The 12,996-nt window shown below is 38.1% G+C and carries 12 protein-coding genes; 7 read left to right on the forward strand and 5 right to left on the reverse strand.

The annotated features are described in order from the left end of the window. The first annotated feature begins 63 nt into the window (after positions 1-63). Positions 64-585 carry a hypothetical protein gene (locus IPK31_15850; protein MBK8089288.1) on the forward strand — a complete coding sequence of 174 codons (522 nt, stop codon included), beginning with the start codon at positions 64-66 and terminating at the stop codon, positions 583-585. A gap of 6 nt (positions 586-591) precedes the next feature. Next, the gene (locus tag IPK31_15855) at positions 592-1,104 is read left to right on the forward strand and encodes a hypothetical protein (protein MBK8089289.1); all 513 of its coding nucleotides are present in this window, start codon (positions 592-594) and stop codon (positions 1,102-1,104) included. Here IPK31_15855 and IPK31_15860 read toward each other — a convergent pair. The 4 genes from IPK31_15860 to ychF all read right to left on the reverse strand — a co-directional run bounded on the left by IPK31_15860 (position 1,088) and on the right by ychF (position 4,913). Next, positions 1,088-1,429, reverse strand: a complete 342-nt coding sequence (locus IPK31_15860; GenBank protein ID MBK8089290.1) for a transposase — start codon at positions 1,427-1,429, stop codon at positions 1,088-1,090. The genes IPK31_15855 and IPK31_15860 overlap by 17 nt on opposite strands. An 886-nt stretch (positions 1,430-2,315) precedes the next feature. Then, positions 2,316-2,570 carry a LysM peptidoglycan-binding domain-containing protein gene (locus IPK31_15865; GenBank protein ID MBK8089291.1) on the reverse strand — a complete coding sequence of 85 codons (255 nt, stop codon included), beginning with the start codon at positions 2,568-2,570 and terminating at the stop codon, positions 2,316-2,318. 12 nt (positions 2,571-2,582) lie between these two features. After that, on the reverse strand, positions 2,583-3,428 hold the full coding sequence (locus tag IPK31_15870; GenBank protein MBK8089292.1) for a hypothetical protein: 846 nt from the start codon (positions 3,426-3,428) through the stop codon (positions 2,583-2,585). 384 nt (positions 3,429-3,812) lie between these two features. Beyond that, the gene (gene ychF / locus IPK31_15875; GenBank protein MBK8089293.1) at positions 3,813-4,913 is read right to left on the reverse strand and encodes a redox-regulated ATPase YchF; all 1,101 of its coding nucleotides are present in this window, start codon (positions 4,911-4,913) and stop codon (positions 3,813-3,815) included. Positions 4,914-5,163: 250 nt separating this feature from the next. Between ychF and IPK31_15880 the strand changes: the two genes are divergently transcribed. From IPK31_15880 to IPK31_15900, 5 genes are all read left to right on the forward strand, one after another. Further along, complete coding sequence (locus IPK31_15880) at positions 5,164-6,660, forward strand: spore maturation protein (protein MBK8089294.1); 1,497 nt, start codon at positions 5,164-5,166, stop codon at positions 6,658-6,660. A 197-nt stretch (positions 6,661-6,857) separates the two neighbouring features. After that, the gene (locus IPK31_15885; GenBank protein MBK8089295.1) at positions 6,858-9,428 is read left to right on the forward strand and encodes a PIG-L family deacetylase; all 2,571 of its coding nucleotides are present in this window, start codon (positions 6,858-6,860) and stop codon (positions 9,426-9,428) included. A gap of 4 nt (positions 9,429-9,432) precedes the next feature. Next, positions 9,433-9,612, forward strand: a complete 180-nt coding sequence (locus IPK31_15890) for a hypothetical protein (GenBank protein MBK8089296.1) — start codon at positions 9,433-9,435, stop codon at positions 9,610-9,612. Positions 9,613-9,834: 222 nt separating this feature from the next. Beyond that, positions 9,835-11,550 (forward strand): sodium:solute symporter, encoded by a 1,716-nt coding sequence (locus tag IPK31_15895; GenBank protein MBK8089297.1) that lies wholly within the window; start codon positions 9,835-9,837, stop codon positions 11,548-11,550. Positions 11,551-11,578: 28 nt separating this feature from the next. Beyond that, entirely contained in the window at positions 11,579-12,055 is a 477-nt protein-coding gene (locus IPK31_15900) for a hypothetical protein (GenBank protein ID MBK8089298.1), read from the forward strand. A 66-nt stretch (positions 12,056-12,121) separates the two neighbouring features. Here the strand turns inward: IPK31_15900 and IPK31_15905 are convergent, their stop codons facing one another. After that, entirely contained in the window at positions 12,122-12,955 is an 834-nt protein-coding gene (locus IPK31_15905; protein ID MBK8089299.1) for a DUF2911 domain-containing protein, read from the reverse strand. Between the last annotated feature and the right edge of the window lie 41 nt (positions 12,956-12,996).

Consider the following 12,996-nt stretch of genomic DNA (forward strand, 5'->3'; position numbering starts at 1 on the left):
AAAAATGTATTCGGCCAAAACATCGTCACTCAAACTTCCGTTACAGATGTCGACTATTTTAAGTTGTTTGGAAACGAAAAGTTTTTAAAGGTTGAGATAATTAAAGATGCTTTTGAGTCTGTTAAACCTGTATTTGATAGTTATTCAGAGGCTACAGGAAAGATGGTTTTCTTAAAAAATAGTTTAGAGGGCGCTGAGGTCGTCAAGAATATTATAAATCAAGATTATAGGGAGTTAACTCTTCAAGCAATTGAAAATGGAGGAGAATTTGTTATACAAAAAGGAGTCGAAAACTCTCTTAAGCTTTCTGGTGTAGCAACAGGTTTAGCTAGTTTTATAGCTCGGTCTACTTATATGACTATTGGGTTTGTCCTTACACCGACATCTGCTCCTTCAACAACATTAGATCAGGTAAAAACAGCAAAAAAATCAATTGCAACCAAGGATTTAATTACGAAAACCGTTTCTAGCTTATTATTTTATTTTATGATGGGTAATCAATTAAGTACAGGAACTCAAACTAGCAATCCTTCTTTGGATCCAACTCCTGCGCCTATAGATCACACACTTTTTAAAAAGGATTAAAAAGAAATGAAAAAATTTAAGGAAGGGAACATGATATTTACTTCAAGATTTAGTAAAGCAAAGGCAATAATTTCTTACTTATTATGCTTTACTACGCTGGTCATTTCAACTTATAATTATAATTTGAACAGACCGTTATTCAGTGGATTAATTATATTGCTAGTATTTTTATTTTGGATCACAGGGTTTTATGAAAAAATTGAAGTCACTAATGATAATATAGTTTTTGAAAATACTCATTTGATACCTTTTTTTAAGCGGAGTAAAAAGTATAAATATTCAGAAATTGACTCTATCGAGTTAGAGGGAAAACTAAGGAAGAGAGATTTCTTAAATTATCAGTACCTCTCTTTAATACTTCCTGGTTTCATTATTGTAAATAATACAATCAAAGTGAATTTAAAAAGCAATACCTCTTTCACTCAGTTGTCACAAATTTCACAAGAAGAATTATTGATAGTTTTTTCATTATTAAAACAGAAATCAAAAAATAATTTTGCAGTTAAAATATCTGCTTAAATATGAAAGATTCCTTCCCCCCTAATGGCGCAAGTATATAATGGTTAAATAATAGTAGGTCTGGCGCAGGAATGAGGCGAGGGTTTTGTGCCTTGGCTTCCTGTGCCTTGCAAGGATTTTTATTACTGCCAATGATCATATGCACATGATTGGTCATAATCACCCATGCATAAACTTCAAGTCCTTTTTGTTCGCAGCAGTGTTGCCAGCTTTTTAAAAGGATGTCTTTGTATTCATTACGTGTAAACAAATCTATCCAATCCACAACAGCATAGGTTATAAAATAAAGCTGCTGTTGATCTTCAAATTTATATTTACGGCTCATAATCTCATAAATATAAAAATTCTTTTAAGGAAGGAGTATAGATTTAAGCAGCCCTATATTCAGGCACAGGAAGCCAACACACTTTGCTACGCCTCATTCCTGCGCCAGACTTAGAATATACTTTCTATTTTAAGCATCTTACTAAGAATGTAAGCGTTATACTTATATAAAACAGATCGTTTTGTCAACTAAGAAAGGGTTTAAAGAAGTTACTATTGAATACTCGAATGGTGATGATATAAATTGTAAATTCCTTCCCCGCCGAGTGAAACAATAAAAAGATAAACCCCTTTTTTCCAGCAACGTTTTTATGACTCCACCAACATATTCAGGCACAGGAAGCCAAAACACTTTGCTACGCCTCATTCCTGCGCCAGACTTACTATATTTATAGACCCGGCATTCTTGGACTGTACGGAAGAATGCAACGTTATATGACATCTCTAAGGTTGCGTACTTCTTTAAAAAAAGATACTAATTCAGCTTCTTTGAAACCATCACGGCTATCGATAGTAAATTTTAATTGCTTTTTAATCCTAATTTCCAGTAAAAAAAAACGTCCACCTCTATAACTCGCTGTTTGCTTTAGCTCAAAGTTAATTGTCGAGGTATCTAGTGTAAACTCGGATACTTTCAATAAGTTTCTTCTTCTAATTTTAACAGTCTTGTCATTAACAACAATGTATTCAAAATAATTTTTCCCTAATAAAGCGACCGTTATGACCAAAAAAAAACAACTTAACAATAAGATGCTAGAAACATCAAAGAGTAGGATCGTAGTAAATGAAACAAACATGATTATTATTAATCTAATCATTCTTTGATAGTAACTTATCCGTGTTTTAAGTATAATCATTCCCTTCGTAAAATATAGTTTTAACAAACATTAATTACTATTCCCTGTGTCCCCACCAGCACCGCCTCCACCATAACTTCCTCCTCCATAAACAGTTTGCCTAAATTTAATTTTCTGGCCTTCGCTTATTGTATTAGCATCTTTAATATTGTTTTGTTTCTGCACCTCATCTACACTTGTTCCAAATTTTGTTGCTAATTCACTCAGAGTCTCTCCCTTTTTAACCACATACGAAAAAGTATAACTTAGAACTTGAATCATTTTTCCATTCGATTTCCGATTCATCAATGAAAATGATTAAAGTAAAAATCCTTTTGTGTCGCTAATTTGATCAAGTAAAGATATTGCTGACATTACACTAGGAGTATTATTTAATGTTGTTGCTGCATCAATTACTCCTAAGCCACTCTTAACTAAAGCCTTAAATGATCCATATGCTGCAAAGGTAGGTGTCATTTGGCCCAATGCGTCAAAAAACGGAGCATGCTCATTTCCCTTTCCATATGCAATTAAGCCTGGAATAGAGTTGGAATTGTGCAAAATATCATTAGGCTTCTTATTCGCAATTGCATCTACCATTTGGGCAATACCAATTGACATTTCTCCAAGTGAAAATTGCAGAGCAATTACCCCACCAAAGGCAGCTCCGGCTCCTAGTGTTTCAGACATGTATGTAATTGAGCCAATAGTTCCACCGAGTCCTGTAACCGTATTTCCTAGTCCATTCGTGAATTTTCCAGCTCTTGATTTCTCGAATTTTTGATACTTGTCCAGCATATCTCTTTGCATAATATGTGCTGGTGTTGGCGATTTTCTCGAAACTAGAAATGGGAAAAACCGAAAACCTGTACTACTCCTCGCTTCCTCAGCACCATCTAGGTCAATAAACCAAATCGGTTTATTTCCTGCAAATTGATAGGGAGTATACCAAGGGTAACTCGTACTTAACGGATCCACACTCAAAAACTTACCCAACCTCGGATCATAAATCCTCATTCCATAATCCTGCTGGTTAGCTTCACCCTTTACCTCATTATCATTCTCCTTGCCATTAAACCCATACCTGTAAAGGTTTCCTGCATCATACTTTCTTCCCGGCATCATCATCCCAAAGGGATAGTAATCATTTCTTTCGCAAGCCATGCAGGGCTTGCTTTTCAAAGAACTGTTTCCAGCTCAATTTATACCAAATATTGTATAAAATGGCCTATTTTATACATCTAAAATTTCAATGTATGTCCGTTAAAAACAACAAAAAGAACTGGAATTATTACCCCTGTTTGAACGTTTTATCAAAGATTGTAAAACCGGCCGCCGTTTGCAGGCTAATGGCAGGGCACTCACCGGGGATGTATTCAAAACTATACTTACTGCTTTAAGCTGCTGCAGAAATTTGCAACCGAAAAGCAATTCGTCCTGCGCATCAGGCCCGTTAACCAACTCAACAAACGAGAATTGATAACTGAAAAAAATTACTGGAACCGGTTTTATAAAAAGTTTACCGACTACCTGTAGAGTTGTGCTTATTTATACATTAAACCTGAAATGCATCACATCGCCATCTTTCACAACATATTCTTTTCCTTCAATCTTTAATTTACCGGCTTCACGACAGGCAGCTTCTGTTTTATACGTGAGGTAATCATCATAACCAATTACTTCAGCTTTAATGAATCCTTTTTCAAAGTCTGTATGAATTACAGCAGCGCACTGCGGGGCTTTCCATCCTTTGTGGAAGGTCCATGCTCTTACTTCCTGCACACCGGCAGTAAAGTAGGTCTGCAGGCCCAGTAAATGATAGGTGCTGTGGATCAAACGGTCAAGTGCAGGCTCAATCATCTTGTATTCATCCATGAATAACTGCTTATCATCAGGATCTTCCATTTCACTGATCTGTGCTTCAATATTATTGTTCATCACTATCACATCTGCATCTTCGTCCTTCACTGATTCAATCAGGGCCTGTGAATATTTATTACCAACATGCATACTGGCTTCGTCAACATTGGCTACATAAACCACTTTCTTTTGAGTAAGTAAAAATGAATCCTGAATCAGGTCCAGTTCAGCAGAATTTAAATCCAGGCTGCGGATGCTTTTGCCTTGTTCCAGGTGCGCTTTACATCTCTGCAACGCATGTAACTCATCTTTTGCTTTTGCATCACCAACCTTTGCCATTTTTTCAACACGCTGAATTTTCCGGTCTACCGTATCAAGATCTTTCAGCTGTAATTCTGTATCAATGATCTCCTTATCGCTTACAGGATTAATGGCTCCTTCTTCACGCAAAACGTTTTCATCTTCAAAACAACGGATCACATGAATAATAGCATCCACCTCACGGATATTGGCAAGGAACTTATTGCCCAAGCCTTCACCTTTACTTGCGCCTCTTACCAAACCAGCAATATCAACAATTTCGATTTGCGTAGGAACTGTACGGTCGGGGATTACCAGCTCAGCCAGTCTATCCAGGCGTTTATCCGGAACATCCACCAAACCCACATTGGGCTCAATGGTGCAAAAGCGGTAATTACTCGCCTGTGCTTTGGCACTGTTGCTCACAGCGTTAAATAAAGTTGATTTTCCTACATTCGGTAACCCTACAATTCCAGCTTTTAAACCCATAATTTAAAGTTCGATTTTAGATGTACGATGTCAGATGTTGTTGCCGGCTTTTGTTCTTTATTCAGCGTTCCTTGTGTCACTCACTTGTACTGCAACAATTCTGATGGCCTTTTTTTAAGGCCGCAAAGATAAGCCATCGGCAGTTAGCAGCGAAAGGAAGGTTGTGAAAAGATGCTTTTGGCAGATTAGTAAAAATCAACAATCTTGAGGCAGAAATTTCAAATCTGAAACATCAAATTTCAAATAACTAATGGCTTTAAGCAGAATCTGGAGTGCATTCATCATTATCGCTTTTCTTGTGGCAGGCATTAAAATGGTTTCAGGCGATGAAAAGATTTTCAACCGTATGGTGGTTGGCAAATCATCTGATAAATACGACAGCATATTTTATTATGCAGTCGGATCACCACTTACTCAGAAATTGTCGCCCAAGTATGCTGATTTCTTAAAGGAGTATGGCTATTTCAAAGTTGATTCAGTTCAAAAAGCTTCTGTTCTTCTCACGGACAACTTAAAGGCTGATTCAGTGAACATTGCTACTGCTGCAAATCCCGCACTAAAGCTGTTTACTTATACTTCAGTACAACGCCAATTGGTGCGTAAGGTTGATGGCATTATTGAAACAGCCAAGAATGCGGTTGTTGATATTATTATTCCGCTTATTGGTATCCTTGCTTTGTTTATGGGTTTTCTCAGTATTGCAGAGAAAGCAGGCGGAGTGAGGGTTTTATCTAAAATCATTTGGCCCTTCTTTTCAAGAATATTTCCTGAAATTCTAAAAGGACATCCTGCAACTGGTCACATGATGATGAATTTTTCAGCTAATCTGCTGAACCTTGATAACGCAGCCACACCATTTGGGTTAAAGGCAATGGAAAGTCTGCAGGAATTAAATCCAAACAAAGCAGTTGCGTCCAACTCACAGATCATGTTCCTTGCCCTGCATGCATCAGGCTTAACATTGATACCCGTAACAATCATTGCTTTCAGATCCGGATTGGGTGCACAAAACTCAACCGATATTTTTATTCCCTGTATGATTGCAACGTTTGCTGCAACAATGGCTGCGATGTTTGTTGTTTCCTTTAAACAAAAGATCAATGTATTTCAGCCGGTGATTCTTGCATGGGTAGTTGGTATTTCTGCAATCATTGCTTTACTGGTTTTATATGTAACCGGTTTGAATGCTTCACAGGCACAATTGTTTTCAGGCAAGTTGAGCAATGGAATCATCCTTGTTCTTTTTGTTGCTATTGTGCTTGGTGGTTTGTATAAAAAAATAGATGTGTTTGATGCGTTTGTTGATGGTGCTAAGGGCGGCTTTGAAACGGGTGTTCGTATCATTCCATACATCGTTGGTATGCTGGTAGCCATCAGCATGCTTCGTACCAGCGGTACATTTGATGTAATCATTAATGGAATGAAGACATTGTTTGCTGCACTTGGAACTGATACACGTTTTGTAGATGGATTGCCAACTGCATTAATTAAACCCATGAGCGGAAGCGGAGCAAGGGGAATGATGATTGATACCATGAAAACATTTGGTGCTGATTCATTTGCAGGAAGATTAGCCTGTATTCTGCAGGGGTCATCTGATACTACGTTTTATGTGATAGCCGTTTACTTTGGTTCAGTTGCAGTAAAAAATACACGCTATGCAATTGGAGCTATGCTGATTGCCGACCTGGTTGGTATCATCACTTCCATTTTACTGGCTTATTTGTTTTTCGGAAGTTCACTGTAAGAAATAGAAACACGGATGAAACTGATTTATGCAGATTTTAACTGATCAAAACAGCTTAGCGAAAATTCGTTTCTATTCGTGTTATCCCCGCCTGAATGAAGAAAGTCGGGCAGGCGTGTATCTATCTGGAATTTTTACACCATCGGCAAGAAGAGCTTGTCGTCAAACTATATCTTCGTTCTTAATAAATGCTTTTCATGAAGAAATTTTTCATATCACTTCTTTACATTTTATTTGCTTTCACTTCATTTTCCCAAACCCCTCAAACACTGAACAGTGCTGATATTTTGCTGGGGTTAAAGAAGCTGAAAGTAATTGGCAGTGTCTTATACATTGCTGCACATCCTGATGATGAGAATACAAGACTGCTTGCATATCTCAGCAAAGAACGTTTATACCGAACCGGTTATTTAAGTATGACAAGAGGTGATGGCGGACAGAACCTGATTGGTGATGAACAGGGAATTGAACTGGGCTTGATCCGTACACAGGAATTATTATCGGCAAGAAGAATGGATGGAGCCGAACAGTTTTTTACCCGTGCTTATGATTTTGGTTTTTCCAAAACAACAGATGAAACCTTACGCATCTGGGATAAGGAAAAAATATTGAGCGATGTGGTTTGGGTGATCCGTAAGTTTCAACCCGATGTGATCATGACCCGTTTTCCTCCCGACAGCAGGGCTGGGCATGGACATCATTCTTCATCGGCAGTTCTTGCCCGTGAAGCATTTGATGCAGCAGCAGATCCCAATCGTTTTCCAGAACAGTTTCATTATGGTGTAAAGCCATGGAAGGCAAAACGCATCATGTGGAATACGTTCAATTTTGGCAGCACAAATACAACCAGTAATGATCAGCTGAAAATTGATGTGGGTGTTTTTAATCCATTGTTGGGCAAAGGTTATGGTGAAATTGCCAGTGAAAGCCGCAGCCAGCACAAGAGCCAGGGTTTTGGTGTGCCACGTCAGCGTGGAAATGCGATTGAATTTTTTACACTTACAGGTGGTGATTCGATGAAGAATGATTTTGCTGAAGGGATTGTTACTGACTGGAGCCGTTATGAAGGTGGTGCATCCATCAATCAACTCATTGATAAAATTGTTGCTGAGTATTCTTTTCAAAATCCATCAGCTTCTGTAAAAAGTCTAGTTGAATTATATAAAGCCATTGAAAAAATTAATGACGGAGACTGGAAAATTAAGAAGCTGAATGAAGTAAAAAGTTTGATTGAAGCATGTGTAGGGTTGTGGATGGAAGCAAGTACAAACCAGGAGTTTATTGTTATGGGCGACAGTCTTCGTGTAAACTTTAATGTGATCAGCAGAGCCAATGATGTTCCTGTTGAAATACAAAGAATAAAGATTGACAGCAGTTTTATTCTTTCAATACCCGACAGTATAAAGGCGAAATTCATTTCTTACCAAGAATCATTTAAAAAAGAAATGGAGGAGCAACCATATTTTGTTGATACTTTTCTGAGGAAAGCATTAGTGCCTAATCAAAGTATAAACTTTGTAAGAAAGATATTGGTAAAGAGAAATGAAACCGAGCCGTACTGGATTTCTAAGCCAATGAATACAGGAAGTTTTACAGTTGATGATCAGACAAAGATTGGCATGGCAGAAAATGCTCCTGTTTATGAAGCTTTATTTTATGCAACAGTTTATGGAACTGATTTTGTTTTCAGTAAACCCGTAATGTTTAAGTCTACAGATGCTGTAAAAGGAGAGTTGTATCAAAAGCTGGTTGTATATCCGCCGGCATTGATCAAAGCAAATAATTCATTGCTTCTTTTCAAAAACACCGAATCAAAAAATGCAAACTTTACGTTTTCTCCGCAGGCAACTCTTAAAACAAAAGCATCTGTTTCAATCAACACCTCTAATGGCTGGAAGTTGAAACCTGATTATGGAAATTTTCAGTTTTTGAAGGGGCAGGATTATGAACTGCAGGTGGCAGTAAAACCCGACCGGTTTGTAAATGGCTCAACAACTTTTGTGCAGCCAAGTTTTACATCAGGGGTTTCCAGGTTTAACAGGCAGCGGGTTCGTAAGATTGAATATGATCATATTCCTGTTATTACTTATTTCCCCGATGCAGTTACAAAAGTTGTTGAAGTTGGTGTAAAGATTACAGGAATGAAAATAGGATATATCAATGGAGCAGGCGATTTTCTTCCTTACTGTCTGGAGCAGTTGGGATATAAAGTTGACTTTCTGAAAGAAGAGCAATTGACTGTTGAAAATTTAAAACAATACGACGCAGTTGTTACAGGCGTTCGTGCTTATAATGTACATCCGTGGTTAAGCAGTGCCTATGATGCATTGATGCAGTATGTAAAGCTTGGAGGTGTGTTATTGGTTCAATATAATACCAGCAACCAGATTGGTCCGGTGAAAGCAAAGATGTCGCCTTATCCGTTTACCATTTCAAGAAACAGGGTAACAGAAGAAGATGCGAAAGTGAATTTCCTTGCTCCCAATCATGTTGTGCTGAATTACCCGAATAAGATTACTGAAAAAGATTTTGATGGATGGGTGCAGGAACGGAGTGTATATGAAGCTGAAAATACAGACAGCAATTATGTTTCTATACTGGGTATGAATGATGCTGGTGAGCCACAACGAAAAGGAAGTTTAATTGTAGCTGATTATGGTAAGGGAAGATTTGTATATTCATCTGTTGCATTTTTCAGGCAATTGCCGGCAGGTGTTCCCGGTGCATATCGATTAATAGCTAACTTGCTGGCCAAACCAAAGAAATAATTGCATGAGCACAGAGAAGAAACAATCATCAATTGAACGGACATTATTAATAGGGCTTGGCATTGGTTTGTTAATCGGGTTTATCAGTAAACGGATTGCTTATGGTTTATTACTGGGAATAGGGTTGAGTCTTTTGATTGCATATGTGATGAAGCCCAAGACACAGGATGATGACCGGAGATAAAACTCTTCTCAGTCTGAGCATGCTGAAAAATGTAATACAGTACAAGAGTGCGACGCCAATGCAGCTGATAGCTGTAATACAGCAGATATCAAAAAAATAAAAATCATTCATGAACGATTTGCCAAATAAAAAAGAAACGAACTGGACAGGCTGGTACATCAGCGTGGCAGCCGAGTTGCTTTTGCTCATCATCTTCTTTTATTTCTTCACCCAACAGTTTGCATGAATTTTCAACTTACAGACTGGACCGTATTGATTGTTACATTGCTGGGAGTGATCTCTTACGGCATGTATAAAAGCCGTACTTCAAAAAACCTCGAAGGATATTTTTTGAGCAACCGGCAAATGCCCTGGTGGCTGGTGATGCTGAGTATTATGGGCACGCAGGCAAGCGCCATTACTTTTTTAACAGCACCGGGACAGGCATATACTGATGGTATGCGTTTTGTACAATACTATTTCGGCTTGCCTTTAGCAATGATTGTATTGAGCATTACATTCGTCCCAATTTTTCATAAGCTGAAATTATTTACCGCTTACGAGTTTTTAGAAAAACGGTTTGATCTAAAAAACAAGAACGCTTACTTCCTTTTATTTTTACTGTCAAGAGGATTAAGTACGGGGATCAGTATTTATGCTCCATCGCTTGTATTGCACAGTATGCTTGGATGGGATATTTATGTAACAAATATTTTAATGGGAGGTTTGCTGATCATCTATACAGTAACAGGAGGTGCAAAGGCAGTTGCTTATACACAGCAATTGCAGTTTGTTATTATTTATGCTGCGATGTTTGTTGCCGGTTACTATGCCATAACTTCCTTACCTGAAGGAATCGGTTTTATAGATGCGTTGCATATTGCAGGTAAAAGTGGAAAGCTGAATGTAATTACAACCGGTGTTACAGAAAATGGATTCGACTGGAAAGACCGTTATAATATCTGGAGCGGTTTGATTGGTGGTTTGTTTCTGGCCCTGAGTTATTTTGGTACAGATCAAAGCCAGGTGGGAAGATATCTTACTGCAAAGGATACAAAGGAAAGCAGGGTAGGATTATTAATGAACGGTCTTTTAAAAGTGCCGCTGCAGTTTTCCATTCTGCTGATCGGCTGTTTGTTATTTGCGTATTATTCTTTCTTTAAAGCACCTGCTTTTTTTAACAAGTCACAGGAAAATGTGGTGTTGAAGAGCAGCTTTGCAGGTGAATATAAAACTGCTGCTTCCAACTATGCATTGGTGCAGGATGAAAAAAAATCAGCTGCACTTGATCTTACCAATGCATTGAAGGAAAAAAATGAACTGGCTGTTACTTCTGCAAGAACGGAAATGCAGCTGGCAGAAGCTAATGGAAAAAAGATCAGGGAACAGATGAAGGGCATCATTAAAAAAGCTGATCCCAATGCTGATACAAACGATACCAATTATATATTTCTCCGTTTTGTTGGTGATGTTTTGCCAAAAGGACTAGTTGGGTTGATCATTGCCATCATCTTCCTGGCAGCATGGGGAAGTATTGCAGCTGCACTCAACTCACTTGCGTCCTGCACCATGATTGATTTTCATAAAAAGTTTTCGAAGAAAGAACTCACACAGAAGGAAGAATATAACTGGGGAAAAATCTACACATTATTCTGGGGCTTATTCAGCATATTGATTGCATTCTTTGCCTATAATCTCGGCAACAGTTTAATTGAAGCAGTGAATATTCTTGGAAGCTGGTTTTACGGAACCATTCTCGGTATTTTCCTTGTAGCCTTTTATTTAAAGCGGGTAGGAGGAACTGCGGTGTTTATTGCTGCGATTCTGTCGGAAATCATAGTCATTTCAGTGTATTACCTCGATATCATTTCTTTCCTTTGGCTGAATGTTATAGGAGCAATTGCAGTGATCCTTCTTTCATTGCTTATCCAAATTTTAACAAGTCTTAAACGGGTGTGATTTCGGGAAATGAACTTACCTTCGCCGCATGAAAAATAGACTATTAATTGCAGCCTCTGTACTCTTTGTATCGGCTGTATTTGTTCAGTGTAAAGGTGATTGTGCAAAAGAAGAATGCGATAATATCGCACCCCCAACTTTTTCGTTCAGGTTATTAAGCAGTGCCAATAAGGATCTTTTGGTTGGCCCCGCCAAGGTATATGATTCAGCAAACCTGAAGATAACTGCAAAGGCTGTGAGTAACGGAGCCATCACAACCATTCCCCGTTTGTTTTATTATATCGGCGACAGTATTGCCACAACCGGGTTTACAGTGAATAAAAATTATTCAGTGTATTACCTGTCCCTGAATAATGTGGTTACAGATTCAATGAGTTTTGGATTTACTGATAAGCAGTCTGCCTGTTGCGATCTGAGTTATTATTATCTTGCCCGTTTTAATACAACTGATATTTCAGGAGGATTAGTTTTGCCTATTGCAAATGGTTATCCCATCGTAAAATAAGTTTGTTCATAGCATTAAAAAAGCCTCACAGCATTTGCTGCGAGGCTTTTTCAGTTGTAAGGCTTATTATTTTATATCCTTCTGTAATTTTTCATTCAAAGCAACATAATCATCATTCTTTGCTTCTTTTGCCAGTTCCATTGATTTCATAGAAACGGCCATTGCTTCAGATTTCTTTCCCTGCTTTGCAAGTGCTTTTGCTTTTTGATAATAAATCCAGAACGCTTTTGGATTTTGTTCAATGGCTTTATCATACCAAACAACTGCCTGACCGAGGTCTTTACCGTTTTCAGCATAATATGCAGCTGCACTGAAGTAAGGGCGACTGTCATTTTTCATCATCGTTTCAATCTGCTTCATTACTTTACCGTCAACATCGGTTGTAATCGGAAAAGAAATCAACGTTTTATCCCATGCCATCATCAATTCACAACTGTTGTCTTTAATGTTTTCAATTGAAATGCCAAAGGTTTCAAAACTCCAGGGGAGTGTCATTGGCTTTGCCATTACACGTACTACATCCATTTCTTTTTTATAAGCTGAAGGCGATGTAACATCTGTTTGTTTGCTGATGATGACTGTCCATTCAGTAGCTGAAGGAATAGTGAGTAAGCCATATTTACCTGCAGGAATTTTTGTTCCTCCAATAGTTACTTCATCTGTAAAGGTTAAGGTTGTTGCGCCGTTGGCACCAGTGCGCCATACTTTATCAAAAGGTACCAGGTCGCCGAAAATTTTACGGCCTTTCATATTCGGGCGGCTGTAAGAAAGTTCAATACTTCCAAGTCCGAAATCCTGTTTAACGGTTTGAGTGGTTGAAGGTTGAGGTGTTTTTAACTGTTGCGCCTCTGCCATAAGAATAGAAGCAACGCAAATGGCTGATAAAAGAAATTGTTTCATTTTTGACAAGTGATTTAGTTGCCAAAGATAGGGAAGTGCAT

The sequence above is a fragment of the Chitinophagaceae bacterium genome, from assembly GCA_016713085.1.
Taxonomy (GTDB): Bacteria; Bacteroidota; Bacteroidia; order Chitinophagales; family Chitinophagaceae; genus Lacibacter.

Bases quoted from the DNA above. Each gene is read 5' to 3' on its own strand.
- IPK31_15855 (MBK8089289.1), top strand. From the start codon at position 592: ATGAAAAAATTTAAGGAAGGGAACATGATATTTACTTCAAGATTTAGT.
- IPK31_15860 (MBK8089290.1), bottom strand. From the start codon at position 1,429: ATGAGCCGTAAATATAAATTTGAAGATCAACAGCAGCTTTATTTTATA.
- IPK31_15865 (MBK8089291.1), bottom strand. From the start codon at position 2,570: ATGAATCGGAAATCGAATGGAAAAATGATTCAAGTTCTAAGTTATACT.
- IPK31_15870 (MBK8089292.1), bottom strand. From the start codon at position 3,428: ATGGCTTGCGAAAGAAATGATTACTATCCCTTTGGGATGATGATGCCG.
- ychF (MBK8089293.1), bottom strand. From the start codon at position 4,913: ATGGGTTTAAAAGCTGGAATTGTAGGGTTACCGAATGTAGGAAAATCA.
- IPK31_15880 (MBK8089294.1), top strand. From the start codon at position 5,164: ATGGCTTTAAGCAGAATCTGGAGTGCATTCATCATTATCGCTTTTCTT.
- IPK31_15885 (MBK8089295.1), top strand. From the start codon at position 6,858: ATGAAGAAATTTTTCATATCACTTCTTTACATTTTATTTGCTTTCACT.
- IPK31_15890 (MBK8089296.1), top strand. From the start codon at position 9,433: ATGAGCACAGAGAAGAAACAATCATCAATTGAACGGACATTATTAATA.
- IPK31_15895 (MBK8089297.1), top strand. From the start codon at position 9,835: ATGAATTTTCAACTTACAGACTGGACCGTATTGATTGTTACATTGCTG.
- IPK31_15900 (MBK8089298.1), top strand. From the start codon at position 11,579: ATGAAAAATAGACTATTAATTGCAGCCTCTGTACTCTTTGTATCGGCT.
- IPK31_15905 (MBK8089299.1), bottom strand. From the start codon at position 12,955: ATGAAACAATTTCTTTTATCAGCCATTTGCGTTGCTTCTATTCTTATG.